This window comes from Polynucleobacter necessarius, assembly GCF_900096765.1.
GTDB classification, from domain to species: Bacteria; Pseudomonadota; Gammaproteobacteria; order Burkholderiales; family Burkholderiaceae; genus Polynucleobacter; species Polynucleobacter necessarius_F.
Window position 1 is genome coordinate 316,857 of sequence record NZ_LT615228.1, and the last position, 25,975, is coordinate 342,831.

The 25,975-nt window shown below is 45.8% G+C and carries 26 protein-coding genes and 1 pseudogene; 15 read left to right on the forward strand and 12 right to left on the reverse strand.

Annotated elements, in window-relative coordinates:
* The first annotated feature begins 21 nt into the window (after positions 1-21).
* The gene (locus tag DXE33_RS01695; protein ID WP_114638367.1) at positions 22-819 is read left to right on the forward strand and encodes a hypothetical protein; all 798 of its coding nucleotides are present in this window, start codon (positions 22-24) and stop codon (positions 817-819) included.
* Positions 820-827: 8 nt separating this feature from the next.
* Here the strand turns inward: DXE33_RS01695 and DXE33_RS01700 are convergent, their stop codons facing one another.
* Genes DXE33_RS01700 through DXE33_RS01720 form a run of 5 tightly spaced genes read right to left on the reverse strand, consistent with a single transcriptional unit; the run spans position 828 to position 3,177 of the window.
* Positions 828-1,277, reverse strand: coding sequence for a DUF6152 family protein (locus tag DXE33_RS01700; protein ID WP_114638368.1), 450 nt, complete (start codon positions 1,275-1,277; stop codon positions 828-830).
* 33 nt (positions 1,278-1,310) lie between these two features.
* Complete coding sequence (locus DXE33_RS01705; protein WP_162785391.1) at positions 1,311-1,556, reverse strand: hypothetical protein; 246 nt, start codon at positions 1,554-1,556, stop codon at positions 1,311-1,313.
* Complete coding sequence (locus DXE33_RS01710; protein WP_114638370.1) at positions 1,525-2,139, reverse strand: hypothetical protein; 615 nt, start codon at positions 2,137-2,139, stop codon at positions 1,525-1,527. The genes DXE33_RS01705 and DXE33_RS01710 overlap by 32 nt, the downstream gene beginning before the upstream one ends.
* Before the next feature lie 15 nt (positions 2,140-2,154).
* The gene (locus tag DXE33_RS01715; RefSeq protein WP_114638371.1) at positions 2,155-2,664 is read right to left on the reverse strand and encodes a DUF6644 family protein; all 510 of its coding nucleotides are present in this window, start codon (positions 2,662-2,664) and stop codon (positions 2,155-2,157) included.
* A 27-nt stretch (positions 2,665-2,691) separates the two neighbouring features.
* Positions 2,692-3,177, reverse strand: coding sequence for a DUF6644 family protein (locus DXE33_RS01720; RefSeq protein ID WP_114638372.1), 486 nt, complete (start codon positions 3,175-3,177; stop codon positions 2,692-2,694).
* Positions 3,178-3,255: 78 nt separating this feature from the next.
* Here DXE33_RS01720 and DXE33_RS01725 point away from each other — a divergent pair, with 78 nt between their 5' ends.
* Together DXE33_RS01725 and DXE33_RS01730 are read left to right on the forward strand one after the other, a co-directional pair.
* Positions 3,256-4,248 (forward strand): Bug family tripartite tricarboxylate transporter substrate binding protein, encoded by a 993-nt coding sequence (locus tag DXE33_RS01725; protein ID WP_114638373.1) that lies wholly within the window; start codon positions 3,256-3,258, stop codon positions 4,246-4,248.
* Entirely contained in the window at positions 4,248-4,958 is a 711-nt protein-coding gene (locus DXE33_RS01730; RefSeq protein WP_114638374.1) for a haloacid dehalogenase type II, read from the forward strand. Before DXE33_RS01725 ends, DXE33_RS01730 begins: the two co-directional genes overlap by 1 nt.
* On the opposite strand, the gene DXE33_RS01735 is transcribed toward DXE33_RS01730, so the two are convergent.
* Entirely contained in the window at positions 4,955-5,953 is a 999-nt protein-coding gene (locus DXE33_RS01735; protein WP_114638375.1) for a Bug family tripartite tricarboxylate transporter substrate binding protein, read from the reverse strand. The two genes, DXE33_RS01730 and DXE33_RS01735, sit on opposite strands and share 4 nt — an antisense overlap.
* Positions 5,954-6,060: 107 nt before the next feature.
* Between DXE33_RS01735 and DXE33_RS01740 the strand changes: the two genes are divergently transcribed.
* Both DXE33_RS01740 and DXE33_RS01745 read left to right on the forward strand, forming a co-directional pair.
* On the forward strand, positions 6,061-6,342 hold the full coding sequence (locus tag DXE33_RS01740; RefSeq protein ID WP_114638376.1) for a SemiSWEET transporter: 282 nt from the start codon (positions 6,061-6,063) through the stop codon (positions 6,340-6,342).
* A gap of 48 nt (positions 6,343-6,390) precedes the next feature.
* Entirely contained in the window at positions 6,391-7,083 is a 693-nt protein-coding gene (locus DXE33_RS01745) for a fumarylacetoacetate hydrolase family protein (RefSeq protein WP_114638377.1), read from the forward strand.
* 34 nt (positions 7,084-7,117) lie between these two features.
* On the opposite strand, the pseudogene DXE33_RS01750 reads toward DXE33_RS01745, so the two are convergent.
* Positions 7,118-7,897: pseudogene (locus tag DXE33_RS01750) on the reverse strand (enoyl-CoA hydratase/isomerase family protein).
* A gap of 112 nt (positions 7,898-8,009) precedes the next feature.
* On the opposite strand from DXE33_RS01750, the gene DXE33_RS09960 reads away from it, so the two are divergent.
* From DXE33_RS09960 to DXE33_RS09970, 8 genes are all read left to right on the forward strand, one after another.
* Positions 8,010-8,162 (forward strand): DUF5993 family protein, encoded by a 153-nt coding sequence (locus DXE33_RS09960; protein WP_231970308.1) that lies wholly within the window; start codon positions 8,010-8,012, stop codon positions 8,160-8,162.
* A gap of 6 nt (positions 8,163-8,168) precedes the next feature.
* Positions 8,169-8,732, forward strand: a complete 564-nt coding sequence (locus tag DXE33_RS01755; RefSeq protein WP_114638378.1) for a disulfide bond formation protein B — start codon at positions 8,169-8,171, stop codon at positions 8,730-8,732.
* Positions 8,733-8,768: 36 nt separating this feature from the next.
* Entirely contained in the window at positions 8,769-9,773 is a 1,005-nt protein-coding gene (locus DXE33_RS01760) for a tripartite tricarboxylate transporter substrate binding protein (RefSeq protein WP_114638379.1), read from the forward strand.
* 190 nt (positions 9,774-9,963) lie between these two features.
* Positions 9,964-11,580: a hypothetical protein gene (locus DXE33_RS01765; protein WP_231970309.1), complete on the forward strand. Its 1,617-nt coding sequence runs from the start codon at positions 9,964-9,966 to the stop codon at positions 11,578-11,580.
* Positions 11,577-11,933 (forward strand): YcfL family protein, encoded by a 357-nt coding sequence (locus tag DXE33_RS01770; protein ID WP_114638381.1) that lies wholly within the window; start codon positions 11,577-11,579, stop codon positions 11,931-11,933. Before DXE33_RS01765 ends, DXE33_RS01770 begins: the two co-directional genes overlap by 4 nt.
* A gap of 14 nt (positions 11,934-11,947) precedes the next feature.
* The gene (gene lpoB, locus DXE33_RS01775; RefSeq protein WP_114638382.1) at positions 11,948-12,538 is read left to right on the forward strand and encodes a penicillin-binding protein activator LpoB; all 591 of its coding nucleotides are present in this window, start codon (positions 11,948-11,950) and stop codon (positions 12,536-12,538) included.
* A 12-nt stretch (positions 12,539-12,550) separates the two neighbouring features.
* The gene (locus DXE33_RS09965) at positions 12,551-13,159 is read left to right on the forward strand and encodes a hypothetical protein (protein WP_231970310.1); all 609 of its coding nucleotides are present in this window, start codon (positions 12,551-12,553) and stop codon (positions 13,157-13,159) included.
* A gap of 78 nt (positions 13,160-13,237) precedes the next feature.
* A complete protein-coding gene (locus DXE33_RS09970) occupies positions 13,238-13,600 on the forward strand; it encodes a hypothetical protein (protein ID WP_231970311.1) in 363 nt (120 codons plus the stop codon).
* A gap of 11 nt (positions 13,601-13,611) precedes the next feature.
* Here DXE33_RS09970 and DXE33_RS01785 read toward each other — a convergent pair whose 3' ends face one another.
* The 5 genes from DXE33_RS01785 to trxA all read right to left on the reverse strand — a co-directional run bounded on the left by DXE33_RS01785 (position 13,612) and on the right by trxA (position 19,221).
* On the reverse strand, positions 13,612-15,003 hold the full coding sequence (locus DXE33_RS01785) for an MATE family efflux transporter (RefSeq protein WP_114638383.1): 1,392 nt from the start codon (positions 15,001-15,003) through the stop codon (positions 13,612-13,614).
* 3 nt (positions 15,004-15,006) lie between these two features.
* Positions 15,007-16,725: an ArnT family glycosyltransferase gene (locus DXE33_RS01790; RefSeq protein WP_114638384.1), complete on the reverse strand. Its 1,719-nt coding sequence runs from the start codon at positions 16,723-16,725 to the stop codon at positions 15,007-15,009.
* Between the two features lie 100 nt (positions 16,726-16,825).
* A complete protein-coding gene (locus DXE33_RS01795) occupies positions 16,826-17,170 on the reverse strand; it encodes a type B 50S ribosomal protein L31 (RefSeq protein ID WP_114638385.1) in 345 nt (114 codons plus the stop codon).
* 196 nt (positions 17,171-17,366) lie between these two features.
* Positions 17,367-18,629: a transcription termination factor Rho gene (gene rho / locus DXE33_RS01800; protein WP_114638386.1), complete on the reverse strand. Its 1,263-nt coding sequence runs from the start codon at positions 18,627-18,629 to the stop codon at positions 17,367-17,369.
* A 265-nt stretch (positions 18,630-18,894) separates the two neighbouring features.
* Positions 18,895-19,221, reverse strand: a complete 327-nt coding sequence (gene trxA, locus DXE33_RS01805) for a thioredoxin TrxA (protein ID WP_068948270.1) — start codon at positions 19,219-19,221, stop codon at positions 18,895-18,897.
* 120 nt (positions 19,222-19,341) lie between these two features.
* Between trxA and DXE33_RS01810 the strand changes: the two genes are divergently transcribed.
* The gene (locus tag DXE33_RS01810) at positions 19,342-22,323 is read left to right on the forward strand and encodes a PD-(D/E)XK nuclease family protein (RefSeq protein WP_114638387.1); all 2,982 of its coding nucleotides are present in this window, start codon (positions 19,342-19,344) and stop codon (positions 22,321-22,323) included.
* Positions 22,324-22,331: 8 nt separating this feature from the next.
* A complete protein-coding gene (locus DXE33_RS01815; protein ID WP_114639687.1) occupies positions 22,332-25,862 on the forward strand; it encodes a UvrD-helicase domain-containing protein in 3,531 nt (1,176 codons plus the stop codon).
* Positions 25,863-25,975: the final 113 nt, after the last annotated feature.

Sequence of the window (25,975 nt, forward strand, 5' to 3'; positions counted from 1 at the left end):
CTCTAGTTAAACTCTTGCATCATGAAGATGCCAGCGACCTCCATTACTCGATTTATTTCCAAGCTCTCATTTTTGCTTGCGATTGCAGCCGCTCCCTCGGTCTCTATGGCTGTTTTACAGGACGAGATTCAGGTCTACGACGATGAAATCAATGCCAAGGGCGAGTCTAGCTTAGAGCTTCACGTTAACAGCACGCCGCGCGGATTACAGACGCCAACATATCCTGGTGAAGTTATGAATAACAATGGCGTGCGTATTACTCCAGAATTAGCTTATGGCCTTGGCCACGATCTAGAAGCAGGTCTATATATCTCATACGTTAATTACAACAATCAATTTCAGTATGCAGCTACAAAGGCTCGTTTAAAGTGGTTGCCGATTCGAGAAGATAAGGGCGACGATTTTTTTGCTGGCGTGAACTTTGAAGTTGCTAATGTGCAACCCCAGTTTGAAGAGTCCCGATATAACGGTGAAGCCCGCTTTATTATCGGTAAGCATTTTGATGAGTGGTTATTCTCATTTAACCCCATTATTGATATGCCGCTTTCACAGCCGTATGTACATCAAGCGCCTTATTTTTCGACGGCGACTCGCCTATCGCGAGAAGTGATTCCTGACTTGGCGCTAGGGGTGGAGTATTACTCGAACTTGAGGCAAATTAATCAGCCGATTGTTTACCCCAATACTCAGCAGTTGGGATTTCTGATGATGTACTACGACGGTAAGCCAATCGCCTTTCAGGCGGGGGTGGGGAAGGGGTTTACTAATAGCACTGACTCGTTAACGCTGAAAGCTATCTTCTCAATCCCGCTTCCCTGATCAATGTATTACTTCTGATCACGCTCCTCTAGGTTGGCACTTTCTTGAGCGCGGATATCGGCTGTATAGAACTTCCCGCTATCTGTCAGGGTGACTTTCTTCAAGTAGCCGCCTTTATTGCCATTGCGCAATGGATAGAAGTCCACAGATACTTTGTCACCAGCTTTTACAGAGTTTCTGGTCCAGCCGCCAGCGCGAGTCAGATTGCCTGGGCTAGAGACTTCCATAATCCACAGTGCTGGGGTATCGCCAGCCTTTGGGGTATCGCCAGCCTTGAGTGTGCCCTCAACAAAGATTCCAACGTGTGGATTAGTCCACTGTACTTCTTTAACAACACCAGTGATGGTCACGATCTTATCGCGATCAAACATAGTGGTGGCATGGTGAGCAATCGCTAAAGCCGATAGGGATACAGTAATTGCAAATGCCGCTAATTTGCTAATGAGAGGTAATTTCAAGATAGTTTCTCCTGGTAAGGTATTTGCAAAGAATTATTGCGGAGGAATGCGATTTCCGCCAACATCATATTGAACGGGCACAAAAATATCATTACCACGCGCATCTTTGCCTGGGGCAAATGAGCCTTCTAAGCACACACCCTCAACGATGTCGTATTTACGCGCGCGCTGACGAAAGTAAATGCGTGTAGTTTTCCAAGGCTTGGTAAGCACATTGGGGGCAATGATTTCAATATCATCATGCAACTCATCTTTGCCCACCAAGTGAATGCCGCTCAATGATGCGCATATCGCCATTGTTTGGAACGCCAGCTGCTTCACTGATTGCTATATAAGCTTGAGGTACAACACCAATGGTATCAACCACTAGGGTATCGCCATCCCATTTACCAATCGAGTGACCATGAAAGGTTGGATCCGGATCATCCGGATGGGGGCGTCCATCGGTGTAAATGCGACGTAAACGATTGCCATCAGACTCGCCAAGCAAAGTCACTCTGCCGGGTGTAAAGAGGATTTCCATTGCATTGTGGGTCACTAGCATCCAAGCTGGCATAGCTTCAGGCAAGCAATTGACGAATAGTGGAGGAGGTCTACCAGCCTTTTCTTCAGCAAGCTGAAATTGAATTAATTCATTGGCAGCAGGAGTCCAGGGCGGCATATTGGTTTTGGCCTGGCGATCTTGATCGGTAATTTTGGGATTCCAGACCCCGCTCCAGTCTGGAAGCTTAGCTAAGTTAGCCCAGTCCTTGGCTGTTGGCGGTGGATTAATAATGGGTTTAGTTGACTGCGCAGATGCGCTCTGAATGAAGCCGATACTTAAGCTGGATGCCATCATTAGGTAAAGCAATGTTTTTTTCATCATCCCCTCTTTTGATTATGAAACTGTAAAAAAAACTGGCTCTAAAGTGAAGCCGATCCAGCGACCGCAGACAATGATGCTGATCCAAAGCGCAAGCGAGAGCGCACCAGAAATGCGTGCAGGTAAAGGTAGTTGCTGATAGTGATTCCAGCTATCAAGATTTTTTCCAATGATGAACTGAAAGCACATCATGTTGATACCAGCCAGTCCAAGCAAAATAATCTTGGAAATGAAATACCAATTTTGGCTATAACTTAATGCATTGGATGTAAACAGAATTGCTCCAGTTACAGCGGCTACTAAAAAAGCCATCCAGGTAATGGGCAGCAATTCTTTGCTGATATTACTAATGGGGCGATTAATAGCGCGCACGCCAATGAGACGCAGGTCAACCAAGGCGATTGAGCCTAGAACAAGTGTTACTGCTAAGACATGCAAACTCTCAATCCAGGGAAAGAGTAATTCATTTTCACGAATGGTTTGGGCAATTGGATTGCCATGAATCAAAATCAGAATGTTATTCATAAGGTTGTAGTTTGTAGAGGTGGCTATTTAGGCGTAAGCGATCCAGCGTCCAGCCGCTACTATTCCAACCCACAAGGCAAGTGAGATCACTGCGAGAAGGCGAGTGGTGATATCGGCAGGTTGATCAGAAGTGTTATCGCGCCATTTTCTTTGTAGCCCAACAGTTATCGCAATCACTACGACCAACATCAACATTTTTTGCTGAAATGCAAGATTGGTTAAAGAGCGGGCTGGTTCGCCCACAATCATGATGCTGCCAGAGATAAGTAATACCGGCAGAGCGTACCAAATGAGATGTGAATAGCGATTGACTACTGTACTAATTGGCTCACGTTGACCATGAAGCCCTAAGGCTCGCAAGTTAATCATGAGAACGGTAATTAAGAGAGTGGCAATCGCCAATATATGAATCGATTGCAACGTTGGCACTATCCAAAAATAGTTTTGTATCGCCTCATTCAAGGTGGTGTGTTCTAGTGCAGTGCAAAAGGCGAGTAATTCAGATTGGGCCATGGTCTCTAATAATTTATTTATTATTTAGAAGATCAGTTTATATTACCTAAACAATTAAAAAATTGACTGGAGACAACTATGATTAGCATCCGAAAACCCTTGGGCAAATCCTTGGCAATTTTTGCTGCAGTTGCAGCATTTTTATCGCACCCGCTTAGTAGCTTGGCAGCAGATCCTTTTCCTAATAAACCTATTAAGATTATTGTGACAGCCTCTCCAGGTGGCACCACTGACATTTCTGCTCGCGCTTTATCCGATGTGTTGGGTAAGGAGCTTGGGCAAAGCGTCATCATTGAGAACAAAGCTGGTGGCGCAGGCATTATTGGTATCCAGGCACTCTTAGCAGCTCCTCCTGATGGTTACACGATTGCTATGGGCAATATTGGACCGAATGCCATCAATTACAGTCTCTACAAAAATCTGCCATATAAGATGGAGGATATGGAGCCCATCACCATTGTGATTGCCAACCCCAATGTCTTGGTTGTTAATCCAGAGGTGCCTGCAAAAACCGTTGCGGAGTTAGTTGCCCTAGCTAAAGCTAATCCAGGTAAATACTCTTTTGCATCTTCTGGACGTGGTCAGTCTATTCATATGTCTGGTGAGTTATTTAAGACTCAGGCTGGTATCGACATCATCCACGTTCCCTATAAAGGTGCTGGCCCAGCCTTAGCCGATCTTTTGGCGGGTCAGACTACGATGATGATTGATAACCTGCCCAGTTCCATGCAATACATCAAGTCTGGAAAGTTGCGCGCCTTAGCAGTGACCAGCAAGAATCGTGTAGCTGAGTTGCCAGATGTTCCAACGATGATTCAGTCGGGCTATCCGAATTTTGAAGTGACTGCTTGGTTTGGATTATTTGCTCCTGCTGGAACACCAAAGCCAGTGATTAATAAACTCTATGCCGCAGTTAAAAAAGCACTTGAGACCCCTGAGATTAAGCAGCGCTGGAAAGATTTGGGTGGATGGGCTGTTGGTGATACTCCTGCAAATACCAAGATTTTTATCGCTGCAGAAAAGAAAAAATGGGAGCAGGTTGCGCAGCAAGCCAAAATTGAGGCGGAATAATGTTGAAGGGGTCTAAGCCATTGCCCAAGGTTTTGGCCTTTGATGTCTTTGGCACGGTGGTAGATTGGCATGGCTCTATTGCGGCTGAGGCGGCTCGCCTTCAGTTACCAGTTGACCCGAATGCATTTGCTAGCGCATGGCGAGATGGCTATAAGCCGGCGATGGCTAGAGTGCGCTCCGGAGAATTGGGGTGGATCAAGATTGATGATCTACATCGTATGATTTTGGATCAAGTGCTGCTCGAGTTTGGGATTCATTTTTTAACCGAGCAGCAAAAGCATGATCTCAATTTGATCTGGCATCGCCTACGTCCTTGGGCTGATTCGGTAGAAGGGCTAAATCGCCTGAAAGAGCAATTCACGATCGTGACTTTATCAAACGGCAATCTCAGTCTCCTAACCAATATGGCCAAGAATGCGAGCTTGCCTTGGGATCTGATCTTGTCGGCCGAGGTCTTTCGACATTACAAGCCCGATCCAGAGACTTATTTGGGGGTTGCTGCGATTTTTGATGTTAAGCCAGAGGAGGTAATGCTGGTTGCAGCACATAAAGATGATTTAGCGGCTGCACATCGACATGGTTTGCAAACCGCTTTTATAGAGCGCCCCGCTGAATTTGGACCCACCCATCAGCGCGATGATTTAGACCCAGAAGAATGGGTGGACTATCATGCAAAAGACTTTAATGCGCTAGCAGATATTCTGGGTTAATCAGCTTTAACATTCGCATCTTTAATTACCTTGCTCCACATATTAAGTTCTCGGGTGATGCGTTTACTCGAGTCTGCTGGAGAAAGATAGTTCACGTAAACACCTGCTGCTAGCATACGCTCTTGCACATCAGGTCGCTGCAAGATGGTTTTGATATCAGCACTCAATTTATCAATGATGGGCTTAGGTGTTCCTGCTGGCGCTTGAATGCCAAACATGCTGACCACATCAAAATTAGGTAAGCCTGTGGCTTCGGTCACTGTTGGTGCATCCGGTAACTGACTAATACGTTTGGCGGTAGTCACCGCAAGAGGGCGTAATTGTCCGGCCTGAATAAACTGCAAAGCAGCTGGCACAGTCTCTGACATGCAGAGCACTTGACCGCCAACCAAGTCTGTCATGGCAGGACCGCTTCCCTTGTAAGGAACATGGAGCAAATCTAGGCCTAGCTGAAAGCGAAACATTTCCATAGCTAGTCGTTGTGGGGCGCCAGCGCCTGAGGAGGCGAAGGTGAGTTTTCCGGGATTGGCTTTAGCGTACGCAATGAACTCTTTCATATTCTTGACGGGAACTGAAGGGTTCACCACAAACACCAACGGCACAACGCCAACAACAGCAACCGGTGTGAAATCTTTTTCTAAGTTGTATTTAATGCGATCTTTATCTAGGTTGGCATTAATCGCATGGGAGGTTAATGCGCCCATCAATAGGGTATAGCCATCTGCCGGTGATTTGGCGACCATATCAGCGCCAATATTGCCGCTATCCCCGGCGCGGTTATCTGGAACCATTTGTTGCCCTAATGTTTTTGAGAGCTCTTGCGCCATGATGCGTCCAATGACATCAGTAGCTCCACCTGGGGGATAAGGAATGACTAATCGTATGGGCTTATCCGGATAATTTTTGCTGGACAAGTTGCTTTGGGCAAAGATCGGGCTTGTTAGAAATAGGGTGCAGAGAGCTGCGCCAAACCATATTGCTTGTGACTGTCTCATGATATCTTTTTCAGTATAGGGTTGAACTGCTTGCTGTCATTATCTACAGAAATGGAGTTTCTGCGCTAGGTCAATGAAATGCCGTGAACCCTAGATACAATCAAAACATGATCCTAGAGCCACACCATATTGAAATTATTGGCTACTGTGCGGCCTTTTTAACCACAGTGGCCTTTTTACCCCAGGCGATTCAATCCTGGCGCACTCGTGATTTATCTGGCATTTCCTTGGGAATGTATTCTTTATTTACGGCAGGGGTTGGTCTATGGCTGGTTTACGGTCTCATTATTGAAAAATGGCCCCTGATTTTGGCAAATAGTCTGACCTTTACGTTGGCGCTGAGCATTCTTCTTCTCAAATTACGTCATACTGCTAAACAAGAAAAATAAATTTAATCAGCAATAAATTTAATCAGTATTTCATAGAAAGGTTTTTTCATGAGTTCCGCTTACGTTATCGAACCACCGTCACAGATATCTTTGCCAGTGACTGGCGACACCCGTCGTTTTGCTGTCAATCGCATTTATTGTGTGGGCCGTAATTATGCTGATCATGCTCGTGAGATGGGTCATGATCCAGATCGAGAGCCACCATTCTTTTTTATGAAGCCTGCCAACTCGATAGTGGCTGATGGTAAAGATATGGCTTATCCCAAGCTATCAAATGATGTACATCATGAAATTGAGATGGTGGTTGCTATCGGTAAAGGCGGCGCCAATATTCCTGCAGATCATGCGCTTGATCACGTGTACGGATATGGTGTTGGTCTGGATATGACTAGACGTGATCTACAGGGTGAGGCAAAGAAGATGGGCCGTCCATGGGATACCGGCAAAGCTTTTGATCAATTTGCACCCTGTGGCGAGATTACGCCTGCAAGTCAATATGGCCATCCAAGCCAAGGAGAGATTAAGTTGTTGGTCAATGGCGAGGAGCGTCAGTCAGGTGATCTCAATCAATTGATTTGGAATGTTCCTGACACCATTGCTTATTTATCCACGCTATTTACTTTGGAGCCAGGCGATTTAATTTTCTCTGGCACACCAGCAGGTGTAGGTCCTGTGAAAAAAGGTGATGTATTAGAGGGAAGTGTTGCAGGATTGAAAAATCTCACAACCAAAATTGTCTAATAAATCCGTCGACCATCTGAGAACAATCAGTCGACTACTTGCCTACCCATTTGGGTGGGCGACCTTCGAGGAAGGCATTCACACCTTCTTTAAAGTCTTGGCTGTTATAAGTCTCACGCATGAGATCTGTGCAGTCAGGTAAGTTGTTCTGTAAAATGCGCGCCAAAACAATCTTGCTTGCTTTCTGGGTAATGGGAGCCAGGCTTGCTAACTTCTGCGCCAAAGTGTCTACGGCCCGATTGATTTCCTGCGCTTCACAAGTAGCATAGAGATAACCTAATGCCAATAATTCTGGTGCTTTAATCAGTTCGCTGGTTAAAAGCATTTTCTTGACCATCGGTATGCCAAGATGAGCGCTAATTCAAGCGAGGTTGCTTGGTGATAGACAATTTCCTAAGGTGCGCGCTACCGGAATGCCAAAGCGAGCCTCTGTTGTGGAGATGCGAAAATCACATGCGGTTGCAATTAATAGGCCACTGCCTACAGCAAGGCCCTCGATTAATGCAATTGTTGGTATTGGTAACTCTTGTAGTGATTTAAAAATATGATCAACGGCGACTTCATAAGCCTCATCTTTTGGTAAATCAATAAACTGTTGGATATCACTGCCAGAAACAAAAGCTTTATCACCAGCCCCTCTAAAAATAGCCACCCGAATTTCTGGTTTAGACGCCAAGGAGTCGCAGATATTTTTGAGCTCCTCGTACATCGGCCAGGTCATGGCATTGCGTGCTGCAGGATTGTTAAAGGTGATTCGCGCGATTGGCCCATCAATACTCAGGTCTAGGCAAGGAGGAGTGGGGCTGGTAGTCATGAGCCCATTCTAAACAAAAGCTTGCTTGCTCTAAAGAGACCCCTTTGGGGCTACAGATTTAGAGTTTTAACCGAGTTTCATATGTCCTGCGCTAGAATTTTGTTCTATGTACATGTTTCTACCATTTCTGACTGCTTTTATCGGACTTGTCTTTGTCTGGTTTGAGAAGCGCCTTGCCGGCCTTACGTTGTTGGCGATTACGGTCGCAATTCTGATGATTTGGTTCCGCTTTCATGCAACCTCACATCTCAACATTAGCCTGTAGGATCTCGTGAGTAAGCATTATTTCCCTTCACTAGCTGCGCTCGGTAATCAACTTGCTTTAATTGCGGTTATTGGCACTTTGTCTTATGCATTTGTGGATCAGCTCTATTTTGGTGAGCTGCCTTGTCCCCTTTGCTTGATGCAACGGGTGGGTTTTGTCATTATTGGTTTCGCCCTCGTTCTCAATATCCGTTTTGGGGCTCATTCCGCTCACTATGGTTGGGGCATTCTCGGCGGCCTAGTCGGTATGACGGTTTCTCTGCGCCAAGTACTGTTACACATTCTGCTGGGCGATAAAGGCTTTGGCGCAACTTTCTTAGAGCTTCATTTTTATACCTGGGCATTTGTTGGGTATATGGGTCTACTGGCAGGGCAGGCTATTTTATTGATGCTGCCTAATCGTGAAGTGCGCTCACGCTCTTGGTTTGCTAATGCCTTAATCCTAATTTTTATTTTGATCGTCCTTGCTAATCTGATTTCGACTCTGCTTGAGTGCGGTGTTGGTCCTTGCGCTGACGATCCCGTGAAGTATGACGGATGGCTTTGGTTGCGCGCTCGACTTGGATTTTAAGACTGTTCATCCGACCCAGTTTTGGGTAGACACATAATGTTTTTATCTCGCCTGGCCAAGGCTCTTGGCCTTTTTCTGTTTTTATGTTTCTGGGTAACGATTACTCATGCGCAAACGAGCGCTCCTACAAGTCCAAAGAATGTTTGGCCTAAACAAACCATTCGCATCGTTGTGAGCTTTACTCCTGGGGGTGCGCCAGATATCTTGGCGCGCGTTTTGGCAGAAAGTTGGCAGAAAAATTTAGGCGTTCCAGTCGTAGTAGAAAATCGGCCAGGTTATGGTGGCAATATTGGTGCTGACCTAGTGGCTAAGAGTGATCCTGATGGTTATACCTTGCTAATTGGTACAGTTGGTATTCATGCAATTAATGGCGCCTTGTATGAAAAGATGTCTTTTGATCCTGTAAAGGATTTCACGCCAATTAGTTTTTTAGCCAGCACGCCCAATGTGCTGATCGTGAATAAGAAATTGGGCGTAAATAATTTGCACGAATTAATTGAGTTAGCAAAGTCCAAGCCCAATGAATTAACCTTTGGATCCTCGGGTGTTGGCACTTCTTTGCATATGTCAGGTGAGCTCTTTAAAGAAATGGCTGGTATTCAGATTCGACACATTCCCTATAAAGGGCGCGCACAATCTTTGCCAGATTTAGTCAGCGGTCGGATTTCGATGCTATTTGATAACTTGTCATCTTCACTACCCCTAATCAAAGCAGGGGAGGTGCAGGCATTGGGTGTGACAACATTAAAGCGCTCCCATGCTGCACCTGATATTCCCACCTTTGCTGAGCAAGGACTTTCTGGTTTTGAGGCAGTGTCTTGGTTTTCTTTGATGGGGCCTGCACATTTGCCCCCCACCATTCAGAAGCACCTTAACCAGCTAACACGCAGAACATTCAATGACCCAGAGATCAGGGCTCGTCTATTGGCGGGCGGCTTAGAGCCCGCTCCTGGGAGTCCAGCAGATCTCTCTAAGTTGATTTCCCAAGAATCCACTAAGTGGAGTCGGGTGGTTCAGCAATCAGGCGCAAAGTTAGAGTAGTAAAGTAGATATAAGTCTGATAATCCTGTCAGCTTTGATTCTCAGTAAGCGTTGAATTGGTATGCGCGGCACCCTTTCCAGAAAACGACTTCATTTGCCTAAATTTTTAGCACATCATTTATTTCAATTTAGCCTCTTATTGGCTGTTTGCTTTTTAACTGGGTGCGCAACCCAAACCCAGCAATTGAAGATGAATGAAGCTAAAGAGCAGTTTAAAAATGGTGATCTACAAAATACCAATGCTGCGATTGCCAGCGCCTTTAAGGATAAGAACACGCTTTACTACCTAGAGATTGGAGAGGTACAGCGTCTGCAGGGGCCTTTACAAATACCAAACAGTACTGAAAATTTACTATTGGCCGACAGAAATGTAGAGCAGTGGAGTATTGATGTTAGCGACAAAATGAAGCGCTCCTTTTTTAATACCAGCGCTTATGTCTTATCTGAAGGATTTAGTAGTACCTATGATCCTAAGCCCTACGAGATCAGCTTGCTGAGTCAGACCTTAGCCCTGAACCACATTTCCCAAGGTCATTGGAACGATGCAATGGTTGAGGCTAAAAAAATGGCGCAACGTGAAAAAATTATTGAGCAACTGATTGAAACCAAGGTAGCTGCCGTTGCTAAAACTCAGCAAGATCAACAAGCTAACTTCAATACACGTGCTGCTACTAGTCATATTGAGGATATCAATGGCTATCCTGTCAATCTGCTGGATGATGAAGAAACTCGCAGTCTCAAAAATTCATATCAGAACCCCGCTGCATATTACCTATCGGGCTTTATTCATGAATCGCAAGGAGAGGCAAGTTTGGCTGCTCCAGGCTATCGCTTGGCAATTGAGTTGTGCCCCCAGGTCAGATTCTTTAAAACAAGCATTGCTAAATTAGATTCCAATATTGCTAATCAAGCGAAGAAAAATTTTGCTGATACCTTGATTATTGTAGATACAGGTTATATGCCTAAGATTAGCCCCTACAGAATTAGTCAGTCGATTCCTGTTGGCGCAAGTTCAAGGCTGGTAACCCTGACTTTCCCTGTTATTGAAAGATCGACCGAGCGCTACACCCCCAGCATGGTTCAGTTGGGTGATAAACCAGCTAATTTAGAGCTGGTCGCTAGCATTGATTCTATGGCCAGAAGAAATCTCAAAGATGAAATGCCTGGCTATGTATTAAGAGCGACAACGCGTGCCTTGGTATCTTTGGCGGCGCAATATGCAGCTGATCAGGCGGCACAACAGGCGGCCAATAAAAATAATCGTAATAATCAAAACAATAATGGCACTGCCGCAATTATTGGTGCCATTGCTTCTATGGTGACAGGCTATGGATTGCAGGCGATTAATGTGACTGATGTGCGTCATTGGTCGACCTTGCCAGCACAAACCTATATGGCCAGAATGGGCTTACCCATTGGCCCAGTGCAGTTGAGGTATGTCTTGCCATCGGGAGTTATGCAAACCCAGACAGTCAATCTAGTTGGTGGTTATAACGTCGTGTATATCCGCATGTTCCGCAATCGGGCAACAGTCCTGACCTCAAATGATCCATTTGCTCTACCGCAAAAGCACGTAGTCGTTCCGGCGACACTTTCAAACCCGGTATCAGTCTTGCCAGCAGTACATGAAACGCCACAGTCAGCGCCAACATCAACCCCAACTCCAGCTCCGGCTCCAGTAGTGCCTGCTGAAGATTCGACCTCAAAGCCTACAGGCGGTAGTATGGATAGGGCGAAAGAAACTTATGATCCGCCAAGCCTAGTGGATAGTATTGAGCAGTTATTTAAACAGAGAGACCTTGTATGAATAAGTATCTTGCAATCATTTTTACCTCATGGGCGCTATTTGCCTGCAGTTCTACGCCATCGATGAAAGACATGACAGTACGTATGGGTGATACAGACAGCATTCAGATTACCGATATGCGTAGTTTGATGCGAAATGGGGTATTGACAGCGCAAGTCACGATTCAAAACGACAGCAAATCGAATTTAGTAGCTTATCGCTTCAAATGGATAGGCAAGAATGGCATGACCGTAACCGATGAAGAGGCATGGAAGCCGGTGACAATAGGCAAGGGTCAATCGACCGTTATTATGGGCATCGCCCCAACACCAGATGCCACAGATTTTCGTTTTGAATTAAACCAATACAAATAATCTAAAGACTGATCATGAAACTACATACCAAAACTATCAACTTAAGTGCTCTCATACTTGCCGCAGCTTTATTGGCAGCTTGCTCTGGTCCACAGGTGCGATATGGCGACGCTAAAGAGGTTGAAACCATCAATGCTAATTACGGCTCTACCGATCTGCAAATGATTGCAGAGGCAATGACAAGATCCTTGCTCCAGTCAAAGGCGATTTCCGGCAGCAAAGATGCCCCGATTGTGACTTTGGCTGATGTCAAGAATAAAACCTCGGAATATATTGATACGCGTGTGATCACCGATAAAATTCGCACTCAATTGGTTAAGAGTGGACAGGTGCGTTTTGCAGTAAGCGTATCGGAAATGCAAAATCAAACCGATGAGCTTAAGCGTCAAAACCAGTCTGGTCTATACAAGAACAGTACGATAGCTAAAACTGGCAATATGCAAGGCGCTCAATACCGTATTGAAGGGTCGATTGCCTCTATTGTCAAAACCAATAAAGATGTTAAAGATGTTTATTACGTCTTTAACTTAAATCTCATCAACAATGAATCTGGTTTGCTTGAGTGGGCTGATGAAAAAGAGATTCGTAAGACGGCCACCCGTTAATAGCTGCTCAAGATGATTAAAGAGGTAAGCTCAATGCGTTTGAATAAATTCATTCTCCTGTGGTGTGTTGGTGCAAGCTTGCTTGTGCTTTCTGGTTGTGCTTCTAAAGCCCCCTTGGCAAAAGCAGAGCCTGAAGTGGTTGGCCAAGTTCCGGCTGACTCACCCAAAAACCCAGTCATCAGTGCTGATACCCTCAAGGCAGAATCAAAGTCGATTGCGGTAACCGATATCTACTTTAAGAAAGAGGGTAAAAACCTCACCTATATCGAAGAAACCAAGACTACCTCAGATAGCTCTAGTTCATCAGCAAGCTCTCCAAAAATGGTAGAAGTTGCTCAAGACAAAGCAAACGCATCCGCTCTGACTGGTGGCCCGAATTCTTCTGCGTTTCCAGTGAAATTCACCAACTTAGCCGATCAAAAATCCAATAGCTCTGATGTATCTGCAAATAACGCAGGTAGTGCAAATACGCAAAATACTCAAACACAGAAAAAATCTGGGTATCAGAGTAGCGTGGAGTATGGCGAGCTACGCTACCTTGCAAATCCAATTCGAGGTCTATTAATCAAGTCTGGCTATAAGGTAGTGCAAGCTAAATCATCGCTGCCTGCCGCAAATTAGGGTGATGAGTACTTTGATATCGTCAAACGTATTCAGGCGGGTGATTTTGGTGATGCCGGTTATGTACTCTATGGCGTTTTGACAGAAATTTCGATCACTGACAATGTAGACGATATTCCTGGAACCAAATCAAGCACTCAACAGATCGCCTTAGAAGTCACGGTTGACTTTAATCTGGTGGATACGCAAACCAATCAAATCGTTACCTCTTTTGTGGCTTCTGGTGAGGGAAAGGAAGTCAGAATTGATGGCAAGGACAATGGATTTAAAGCAAGTATGGCTAAGCTGATGAAGTTGGCTGCCAATGATTTGGCCGAAGATGTGCGTAAGAACTTAGCTGCGCAAAACTTTGTGACCAACCATCCTGGATCAGATGGTGAGAGGCGCAATCTCAAAAGACGTCTCGATGATGATGCCTCTACTCTAAAAGTCTATAAGTAAAAGTATTCGTTTTATAGCTCTATCGGCGGATGCGTTTTTTCATAGTGCTCCGCCGTTCTTCTAAATAGGTAGAGTAATAAAAGAGCGGCCAATCCAAGGCTAATGCTGTTCCCAGCCCAAAAGCCATTTGCGCCTTGTAGGAAGGTGGGCACATTCCCAAATACATTGAATCCCATCAAGTAGCCACCGCCAAGACCGACACCCCAAAGAGAGCCTGCATAGATCACCATAGGCCAAAAAGCGATCCGATACGCTCGCAGGATGAACGCTGCAGTCACTTGGAGTGCATCAAAGACTTGATAAAAAGCGATAAACAAAAAGAGGGGAATAGAAAATACTTTAACAGTTTGAGGTGGATCGTAAAGGTCGAGAAGTTGAGCTCTAAAAATCCACACTCCTATGCCTATCGTAATGCACAGAGTGGTTGTAAAAAAGACAGACGACCAGCCAATCTCTTCTGCGCGCTCTAGTTTGTTGGCGCCAATCGATTGAGAGACTAACGTCATGGTGGCGATAGACAGTGAGAGCGGAACCATATAAATCACTGTACCCATATTGGCCACAATCTGATGACCGGCTAACGCAGTAGTACCAAGACGCGCAATGAACAAGGACATGAAAGTGAATGAGGTTACTTCAATCAGATAGCTAAAGCCAATTGGTGTGCCTAGTTTCAGTAGAGTCCAAATACGGTGCCAGTCCGGAAGGCTAAAGCGTGCAAAGAGATGAAAGGGTTTATAAAAGCGATCAAATAATACAAACCCCAAAGTCATAAGAAGCCATGACCAGTTAATGATGACAGTGGCAACTGCACAACCAGGGCCGCCCATACCTTCAATCCCGAAGCCACCATAAATAAAAAGTAAGTTGAGTGGTAATTTGAGTGCTAAGCCAATTAACTGAATCACAGTAATCACGGCAGGGCGTGACACTGCATTATGCAGTGCCATTAATACACGCATACCCATGCTGGCAGGCAAGCCTAAGGCCAATATATTGAGATAGAGCTTAGCCTTGTTCTCAATGTCGTCGCTAACATGAGAAATCGCCAGTAAGTGATCGGCGTTGACCAAAATAAAGCACCCCAAAATGGTTAGGCCAAAAGCTAACCAAGTGGCTTGCCTGACTTCTTCGCCGATTTCATCGTGACGTTTGGCGCCAAAAAGTTGACCTGCAATAGGAGCGAGTGCTGATACCACGCCAGTTAAGCCAACATAGATGCTGATATAGATAGCAGAGGCCATGGCTAGCGCGGCAAGATCATCAGCAGAGTAGCGTGCCGTCATGGCAGTATCTAAAACACCAAATGCAATGACAGCTAATTGACCAATTAGCAAAGGGCCGGCTAGTTTGAGTATGGCGGGGACGTTCTCGCGCAAGCGCGATAACTTAAAGTGCAACACGTATTACTCCGGAATGACTTCGTAAAGACGCAGGCGTTCATCACGGTCAGCCGCACGACGGTCCTCCCAGAGGAGGTGCAGTTTTTTGTTATTGAGTTGTGCGTATGCCTTCGCTTCAGATTGATTGTGGGTAATCATCCAGGGGCAATCGGGATCGTCACGTAAGCTCAGCTTCGTGAAGTAATCAAAAGAGGCAAGTTGCGCCGCCCCAATATTACTAGTATTGATGCAGCCCGCCCTCGGAGGCACCACTTGCGATAAACGCGCAGCTACGTGTCGGTAAGTTTTTGCATAATTAATTGTTGGTAGCCATAAGGTCATCAACAATACCCACATCAAGGTAGTGCCAGAAGCTGAGATGATCAAGCAACGCCAGATTTCTTTGGGTGCCCGAGAAGTTCTCCAGCGCACGATCGCTAGCCATATGCCAGTAATGATGAGTGCCACCACAAATGCGAGAGCATTAAATTGACTTTCAAAGCCGGGAAGAAGGCGTGCAATATTAGCTGCGGTAGATTCTGGATAACCAGTCACCATGGCTAGCCAAATAATCCAAATCGCTAAGGCAATGAGCGTAAAGCTGAACATCGCGAACCAGTCAATAAAACTAATCATGCTGCGCTTGAGAATCGGAAGGCTAAAGGCGGCGATGATGGAAAGACTTGGAATCAGAATCATTAGGTCATGTTCATTTGATTCCTGGCGAAACAGAAGATAAATGAGGCTACCAATAAAAAGGCTGAGCGGAATACAAAGATGGGGCGCGCGCCATGCACCAGCCTCTTTGTTTCTACCCCAATGCGCAAGAGAAATCATGGCGAGCGGCCAAACTGGCCATGCATAGGCCCAAAAGTTGACCGTTAAAAAGCCGAGTGATTCGATCGATGGCCTAGCTTGCATTTCGGGGGCATCACGCCAACCAGTTTGTGCAATGTGACGCCACTCTGGAGAGAGGTCAAACACATACCAAAGTACTGGCCAAATCGCAAAACCGATTAATCCTAAAACCGTGCTTGTTAGTGTCCAGCGAAAACGCAATTTTGCATTGCTGGCAAGCACCGCCATGATGGTGGAGGCAACGATAATGAGGCTTAAGGCGAGGTTACTCGAGAGCGCCACAATCGCAATCCCTAGGCCAGTCCACAAACCACCTTGCCAAGGCTTGTCTAGGCCTCGTACAGTTCCATAAAGCGCGATACTGATGCCCATGAGTTGCGCCATCATCGGCGTAGTCTCATGAGCGCGTTGCGCAAGACCGACGCAAGCTAGAAAAATCAGTAAGGCCCCATCTGCCAGTGTCATGCCATAGCTCTTGAGATCTGGCTGACCACCAACAGCAAGTTTCATTGGCTGTACTTCGCGCCGACGACCTAGTAAGTAGGTGGCGTACCAAATAGCTAATGCAGCTGCGAAAAAGCAAATGGCTGAATACAAACGAGCCGCATTGGCTGCGCCAATAAAGCGACCAAATAATTCAATGAGAGTGGCGCCCATCCAGTAAGGTAGTGGCGTACCCAGTGAGATATTGCGTCCATCAAGATGGGGGACGATCCAGTCAATCGAATTACCGCGAAATAAAGTCCACATGCCACCAAAACCAATGGCGTCTTCATTTTTCCATGGGTCACGAAAAAAGAGACCAGCAAAACCATAAATGAGTGTCAGCGCAAAAATAATAATGCGCGGAATCGATTTAGTGGCAGCGGCGGTAAGTTTGACCATGAATTCTATTTAAAAAAACAATCAATAAAAAAGGCAGCTAACGCTGCCTTGATTATCTCGCAGAGAAGGGTATTGCCACACCCTGCGAATCAGAAATGATTTACTTCTTCTTAGCTGGCTTTTCGGCAGCTTTAGCTTCTGCAGCTGCCGCTTTTTTCTCGGCAGTTTTTGCAGCGCCATCACCAGTAGCTTTAGCAACAGCCTTGCTACCGAATTTCTGACGGAATTTCTCAACACGACCAGCGGTATCCATAATTTTTTGGGTGCCAGTGTAGAAAGGATGTGATTCAGAAGAAGTCTCGATCTTGGCCAATGGATATTCATTGCCGTCTTCCCACTTAATGGTCTCTTTAGTAGCCATAGTGGAGCGAGTCTTGAAGCTGAAGTTGTTTGAAACGTCTACGAAGACGATTTCACGATATTCGGGGTGAATGCCAGGTTTCATGTTGAGTCCTATAAGCGGGTAGCCGTTTAAGTTAAATCAGATTCTTAACCTAAATACTTTCCCAGGTTTTAAAAGCAGCTACAGAAGTAGCAAAAATGAAATTATGCCATGAAATCAATAACAAAGCGCTCTCTAGAGAAGCAAAAGGGGCAAAAAGCCCCTTTAATGTTTAAAAACGACCCCTATGGGGTCAAAATTAGCCTCCGCGACGCATTAGGTCGAAGAATTCACCATTATTTTTGGTGGATTTGAGTTTATCGACGATGAAGTTCATCGCTTCGATATCGTCCATATCGGCCAACAATTTACGTAACACCCAGATCTTCTGAAGGTTCTCAGCCTTAACCAAGAGCTCTTCACGGCGGGTTCCAGATTTATTGAGATTGATCGATGGGTAAACACGACGTTCAGCCAAGCGACGCTCCAGGTGAACCTCCATATTGCCGGTACCTTTGAACTCTTCATAAATCAGATCGTCCATACGACTACCAGTTTCGATGAGGGCGGTAGCGATGATGGTCAATGAGCCGCCTTCTTCAATGTTACGAGCTGCACCAAAGAAGCGTTTTGGACGTTGCAATGCATTGGCATCCACACCGCCAGAGAGCACCTTGCCTGATGAAGGAACTACGGTGTTGTATGCGCGTGCTAAGCGAGTAATCGAGTCGAGTAGGATGATCACATCTTTGCCCATCTCTACTAAACGCTTGGCTTTTTCAATGACCATTTCGGCAACTTGAACGTGACGCACAGCGGGTTCATCAAAAGTAGAGGCAACCACTTCACCGCGAACGGAGCGTTGCATCTCGGTAACTTCCTCAGGGCGCTCATCAACGAGCAAGACGATCAAAATAGCATCAGGATTGTTTGCAGAAATCGCATGGGCAATGTGCTGCATCATCACCGTCTTACCCGACTTAGGTGATGCCACAACCAAGCCACGCTGACCGTAACCAATTGGAGAGATCATGTCGATTATTCGACCAGTGAGATTTTCTTCAGCCTTGATATCACGCTCAAGCTGGATAACGCGATTGGGGTGTAAAGGCGTTAAGTTTTCAAACATGATGCGGTTCTTTAGGGCCTCAGGAGCCAAACCGTTGATCTTGTCTACCTTAACTAAAGCGAAGTAACGCTCACCATCTTTCGGGGTGCGCACTTCACCTTCTACGCTATCACCAGTGTGCAAGTTAAAACGACGAATCTGCGCGGGAGAGATATAAATGTCATCTGGTGAAGCCATGTACGAGGCTTCAGGAGAGCGCAAGAAACCAAAGCCGTCAGGTAACACTTCTAAGGTGCCATCGCCGAAAACAGTTTCACCAGCCTTCGCACGTTTTTTCAGAATCGCGAACATTAATTCTTGTTTGCGCATCCGTTGAGTATTTTCAATCTCTAAGCTAGCTGCCATCTCGAGTAGAGCGGATACATGGAGGCCTTTGAGTTCAGTTAATTGCATGTGGTTCTCGGGTATTGATAAAGATGAATGAGGGAAAGATGTTTTGGGGGATCACTGCGTTGATAGACATCACGCAGAAGTGGAAAACAGATTTTTGGGAAACTTGCTAAAAAATGGGAGAGGTAAATTGCTCGAAAGGGCGCGTACCGTGAAACATTCTCAGAAGCGCTGAACTGCTATTAGACTACACTAAAAGAGGTCTGACAAGTACTAGGAATTGAGAATAACCACAGGGTCAGCTGGTGATCCTGTGGTCTGAGACGATTTACAGATGACTATCAATAAATGCAGTCAACTGAGATTTAGCCAATGCGCCTACTTTTTGAGCAGCCACAGTGCCATTTTTAAACAGAATTAGAGTCGGAATGCCGCGAATATTGAACTGGGCAGGTACACCTTGGTTCTCATCCACATTCATTTTTGCGATTTGCAACTTATCCCCATACTCTCCAGAGAGTTCTTCGAGGATGGGGCCAATCATTTTGCAAGGACCACACCACTCAGCCCAGAAGTCGAGCAGAACAGGTTTATCAGACTTGAGGACGTCTTGTTCGAAAGAGGCGTCAGTTACATATTTAATGCCGGCACTCATGAAAATTCCTTATTTGGGCGTTTTTTAGTTTGTTTTGTTATAGCGTTACTACGCTTATATTAGCAATAAGCGAAACATCCTGCTCAAAAAAGATAATTTACTTCACTATCTACACCATTCATGCCCCAATCTTTTCCGACCATTTCCAAGCATAAGCAGGTGCAGTCTTGGGCAATTACGCCTGATGCTAGCGCGCTAGAGCAGTTAGCAAAAGGGATTTGGGATTGTGCACTGCAAACTGGGCAACGCCCATTAGTGGTGCTTAGTACTGCCGGCCCCTTGATTGGAGTGAGAGCGGCTCTCGAGAAATATCAACCCAAAGACAAAGACCTTCCCCCAGAAATTGCATTTTTGCCGCAAGTCATGAGTTTTGCTGATTGGTTGGAATCAGCGCCAGGCGCATGGAAGTTTCCAAAAAAGCAAAGTGATTTAGAGAGATGGTTAGGCGTTTATTCCACCTTGCGTAATCACAAAGAATTGCAGGCATGGTTTAAAGCTGAGAGTGAAACTGGTGCATGGGGTTTAGCACAAGCGATTGTGCAAGCATGCGATACCTTATCTAAAGCAGTGAGTCCACAAATACAAAAACAAATTCACAAAGTTATCAGCGAAGGTCAGCCTAAGCAGGGCAGCATTGGCGAGGTATCACTTGCTCAGGCGCAATCCTTGTTAGATGCGTCCGTAGCTCAAGTTTATTCAGGTATGGCGCGTAAGGTGGTAGATCAAGAGACTAAGGTCTTGTTGACCTTCTGGCGATATACCGCCAGCCTCAGTGATCCAGTATTTCGTGATCAATTTGCGATCGCGGCACATTTGAATGCCGTTGAAGTTGCTAGCAAGGCTAATCAAGCTAGGCCGCTGATATGGGTTGAGACTTCCGATCCCACGCCAATCGATCAAGAAATCATCGCTCCCTTACTGAATGAATATGTTCAGCAAGCCCCAGTAGTAGAGGTCAAGATGGATTGGCGCGATGTGGGCTTATGGGCAGAAGCAATAGGGGGCGAGGATGCACAAACTCAAGCGCTCGTAAATGCCAAGCAGGCTAAATGCAAGAATTGGCGCTTAATTTCAGCCAAACGTTTTGAGGAGCTCGCTTGGGCTGCGGCCAAAACGATTGAGCAGCATCTCATTGATCACAAAACCAATGTAGCGCTCGTTGCGCAAGATCGTTTAGTAGCAAGAAGGACGCGAGCTCTCCTCGCAAGGTTGGGTCCTGGCCTCAATATTCGAGATGAGACTGGTTGGAAGTTATCTACTACCCGTGCAGCTGCCGCATTTAATAGTTGGTTAGAAATCATTCGGGCACCAAAGGATGGTCCGAGCGCAAAAGCATTGCTTGAGTTTTTGCACAATCCCTTTTTAGATCTTGGAAAAGTTCTCCAGCGTGATCCTCAGGCTTGTATCAGACTGATTGCAGAGCTTGAGGATATTTTGCTAGCTAGTAAGGCAGAGTCTGGGTGGAAAACTTTTTACTTGGCTATTGAGGGTGCGCAAGATAATGCAGCCAGGACCTCTAGTAACTTACCAAGCACTGCTTTATTGGAGCTCTTACAGTTTGTCAGAGAGCGTCATCATGAGTGGCTAACATTAAAAGTGGATTGCAAAAAGGCTTATGCACTGCTGATTCACAATCTAGAAGTCACAGGCATGGCGCAAAACCTCGAACAGGATTCTGCGGGCAAGCAGTTACTGCAGGTGCTCAAGACATTTGATTTGAGTAAGACGGAATACAAAGAGGTGCCGATACGTCTGAGTGAGTGGCTTAGTTTGTTAAAAACGGTGATTGAAGGCGCAAGCTATCAAGAGGCCGGCAAGGAGGCAAAGGCGACGCTTAGCATCTTGCCGTTAAGCTCAACACGTTTGCGTGACTTTGATGCGGTTATCGTAGTTGGTTGTGATGAGCAACAGTTGCCGGCATATTCAGAGCCACCACTATTTTTCTCGGACGCATTAAACCAACTTCTTAAAACCTCTACTATTGCGACGCAATTTGTGCAGCAAGCAAGAGACTTATCGCAACTATTAGTGTCTTGCCCCAGTGTAGATTTGCTTTGGCAAAGCAAGAGCAATAATGGCGAGCCATTGAGGCCGTCGGCATGGATCCAGCGTTTGCAAAACCAAATTGGCTGGGAAGCAATACCAACGCAGTTGAAAAAACGCGCCTTCGAATCTCAACCTATGGATATGGCGGTTGCGCAATTTGAAGAAGACTTGCCGTTGCCTTTGTCGATGAGTCCAAGTGCCTATAAGGCTTTGCGGGATTGCCCATATCGTTATTACGTCCGCAGTCTGTTGGGTCTGCGCAAACACAAAGGCTTTGATGAGGGCTTTGATGCTTCATTGGCAGGGCAGACCTTGCATAAACTATTAAAAAGTTTTTATCAAGCACTCAAAACTCTGGAGCATATCAATCCAGCCATCAAAACCGATCCAGACCAAAGGCGCGCTTGGATGGAAAAGAGCCTATCGATTCTTTCAGAGCAAGAGTTCGCTAGTTTGATTGAGGGCGATGCTAGGGTGATGGGTACCTTGAGGGACTGGCAAAAGCAAATCCCGAGTTTTATAGATTGGCAACTGCAACGGGAACAAGCCGGGTGGGAATATTTTGATGGCGAGGTCAAAGTGGGCTTTGATCTGTCGTTTGAAGATTCACAGGGCGAGCAAAAAACGATTCGTATTGAGGGGTTTGCAGATCGCTATGACGTTAACCTACATCAAGAAAAGTTGGCTTCAGTCATTGATTACAAAAATCAACGTTTTGAGCGAGTAAAAGTACGCGCTGAGCATCTATTAGATGATCCGCAGTTATTGATATACGCTCGTGCGGCAAATGAGGCGCAAGAAAACCATAAACTTGCTGGCCATCAGGTTAAGCAGGCCGAGTGGGTAGCCTTGAAAGCAGATCTGTCCAAGGGAGTGCAAAAAGCTCAGCGCGGTCAAGAGGTGGTGGATATGCGTGCCATGATGCAGCAGTTCTCTGAGCAAATTACAGAAGACGTGGGGCAACTCTGGGCCAAGAAACCCATGCATGCATTTGCGCCTGAGGGTGTGTGTCAATATTGTGAAGCGCGCGGTATATGTAGAAAGGGGATTTGGTGAGCAATCCAATGAACCCGCTTATAGAAAAGCATCCCTATTCAGAAAAGCTTGCGTGTGATCCACGGCGATCAGTGATTGTTTCTGCTTGTGCGGGTAGCGGCAAGACTTGGTTGCTTGTTGCACGTATGGTGCGACTCTTGCTGGATGGCGTTAAGCCACAAGAAATCCTTGCCTTAACCTTTACTCGCAAAGCGGCGCAAGAAATGCGTGATCGCCTCTATGGTTTGCTGGAGCAATTTTCTAAAAGTGACGATGCCACGTTAATAAAAGAACTGATTTCAAGAGGCATGGAGGAGAAGCAGGTCGAGCAATATTTACCTAAAGCTAAGGGGCTCTATGAACAGGTACTAGCAAATCCGCAGCCGATTGTGATTGATACTTTCCATGGATGGTTTGGCAGGCTATTGGGTGCAGCACCAGTCTCTATGGGAATTCAGCCTGGGTTTATGTTGCGTGAAGACGCGAAACGTCTGCAAGAAGAATGTCTTGATGACTGGTGGGGCGATCTCACGCCAGAACTCAAGGCGCATTACGATGTTTTATTGAAGCATCTTGGTTCACACGAGACCCAAAAACTCCTCATGGGTAGAAGCAGTCTCTTTAAGCAAAGAGGCGCTTGGACATTTTTTGCAAAAGAGTGCAAACAAACTGGTATTAGTCCGATAGAGCGTCTCCAGAAAACATTGCACAAGCTTAATTTACCTAATCCATTGCTGGCGCAGTGGAATGCGCCCAATGCATTAGTTGACCTGGAGTTTTTAGAAAGATGTTTTGCAAATAGCAGCGCTAACGATCAAAAGCTTTTGCCAAATCTATTGCCAGCCATTGCATGTAAGAAGCGTGGTGGCGACGTAATGGATATCGCCGCTAGTTTGCAAAATGTCTTTTTAACAAAGGACCCAGTGCAATATAGAGCGGGGAACGATAGCGCTTTAGGTGCATTGCAAACGTTCTTAAAAAATGAAGGCATGGCAGACCGTATTCAGGAGTACATCGCCATCAAGCAGGCTTGGGGACACGCTTTTAATGACTATCTGCTTTGGCAAGCAGAACATGATGTCTTTGCAATCAACGAAGCTTGGTTTGTTTTGAATCAATCTATGATGGCTCATGCCAGTGCAGCAAAAGAGAGCATGCGTGTGCGGGATTTTGATGATCTAGAGATAGGTGTCAGTACGTTGATGAGTGATACCGCTAATGCAGCCTACCTTCAGTCACGCTTAGATGCTAAATACAAACAAATACTTATTGATGAGTTTCAGGATACTAATCCGTTGCAATGGCAAATCTTGCGTGCATGGTTAGCAGGCTATAGCGAGGGTGACGAAAAGCCTAGAGTCTTTATTGTGGGCGACCCCAAGCAATCCATTTACCGTTTCCGCCGCGCTGACCCAAGATTGTTTGTTAGTGCTAAGCAGTTTTTGCATGAAAACTTAGGCGCTAGTTACATTGAGCAAGATAAAACACGCCGCAATGCTGAGCAAATTAATCGAGCGGTTAATCAAATCTTTCAGGGCGAACAGATTCCTACGGAATATCCCTATACCGAGCAAGAAACCCTGTGGACGGGACCTGCATACCAAAAGCTCGCAGAGGCCTACGCTAATGAGGGAGAAATTTATTTGCTTCCCCTGATTCCGTATGCAGAAAAAGCAGAAGAAGTGCGAGAGGGTAGCGCTTTTGATAAGGCGATTGCAGACTCTAGCGAGACGGTTTCGGCAATTCAGCGAAAACAAGAAGGTGAATTAGTTGCGCGCCTGATTCAAGAAGTGATTGCTACACGAAAAGTGGCCGATAAAGAAGGTGGCAAAGAAATTTGGCGAGAGGCCAGGGCAAGTGATTTCTTATTGCTAGTGAAGCGTCGAAAATATTTACCTCAATATGAAAGAGCGCTGCGTGAAGCAGACCTTGCGTATGAGAGTTCACGATTAGGCGGGTTATTAAACACCTTAGAGATTGACGACTTAATTGCTTTATTAACGGTATTAGTCACGCCGCGTCATGATCTGCCATTGGCACAAGTGTTACGCAGCCCCATTTTTAGTTTTTCTGAAAAACAGATGCAGCGCTTAGCTATCGCCATGACTTCAGGGCGGTATCGGTCTTGGTGGGATGCGCTACAAGACAGCCAGGATGCAGGATTGCAGGTGGCCGCACGCTATCTCAAACACTGGCACCTCCTAGGCGAACGCTTGCCAGTACACGACTTACTGGATCGCATTTATCAAGAGGGTGATGTGCGCCTGAAATACGCCGCCATTTGCCAGGATATTGATCGCCCCCAAGTATTGGCAAACTTAGATGCATTTTTAGAGGTAGCCTTGAATCAAGATGGCGGTCAATACCCAAGCCTGAGCCGCTTTATTCAAGAAATTAATGCTCAGCGGCGCGGCGATGATGATGAGACTCCTGATGAAGGGGATGTGGATGCCGCGAGCGATGACAATCTTGTCAACGTTGATGAAGAAAATGAAATGTCGGAAGAGGAGCGTCATAAACGGGTGCGCTTGATGACGATTCACGGCGCAAAAGGACTGGAATCACCGTTTGTCATTATGTTAGATGCGAACAATACCGATACCAACGTTGATCACAGCGGAGTTTTAATTGATTGGTCGCCAGAGGCAGAAAGCCCTTCGCACCTCTCTTTATTTACTTCCAGAACATTGACCAACCCACGCGTTGAGATCAATGAAGAAGAGAAGCGTATTGGTGAAAATGAAAATTGGAACTTGTTGTATGTAGCCATGACCCGTGCTCGCCAAGGTCTCTGGATTAGTGGTGATGCCCAGAAGCCCACGAAGAACAATCCTGATGGCCTAGATAAAGCTTCTTGGTACGGTAAAGCCAGTGCTGCTCAGATAGCTGTTTATTCAGTGGCGCAAGAAAAAGCTAATAAATCCAAAGATAGTAAAGCTCAGTTAAAAAATACTTCAGATAGCGCGGTTGAGGATTTTGTCTTAGAGTGGAATCCCGCACAAGAAAGTCATGCTCAATTGCTGCGTGATATCGAAAGTGGCATCACGGTGGAGGTATTTGCTGGTGAGACTGAAAATGCAGCAGAACCTGATCCTGAGATTTTGGATGAGGGTACACATTTTCATAAATTGCTCGAGTTCTTGGTTCCAGATTCGGTCAACAAAGAAAAGCCGTCGATGCCAAATGAGCAAGAGGTAATGAATTGGCTTGGTGTTGATCATGCGCATGCTCAAAAGTTAATTGAGCGCGTCACTAAAGTATTGGAAGCCCCAGCTCTAGAGATTTACCTCAAGCCTGATCGGTGGATTGCTGCTTGGAATGAATTGGATATCGTTAGCGAAGCAGGCAAGAGCTACCGCATGGATCGTTTAGTAGAGTTGAGTGATTACTTGGCTATCATCGATTACAAACTGACCATTCCAGAAGTGGGTAGCGAGAAGTATGAAAAGTACCGTGCACAACTCAAGGCCTATCAGGTAGAGCTTGCTCGTATCCGCAAAGATAAGCCGAATAAGGCTTATCTAATCTCCTCAGAGGGCAAAATCCACGAACTCGGCTGAGCTCATGAACTCAGCCCCACTCTTGAATTTCTCCTAAAAGCCCCCATATAACTGGGGAATAGTAAAAATACCTAAACTAGCGATAATCAAAATTGAAGTAATACTTCCTACAG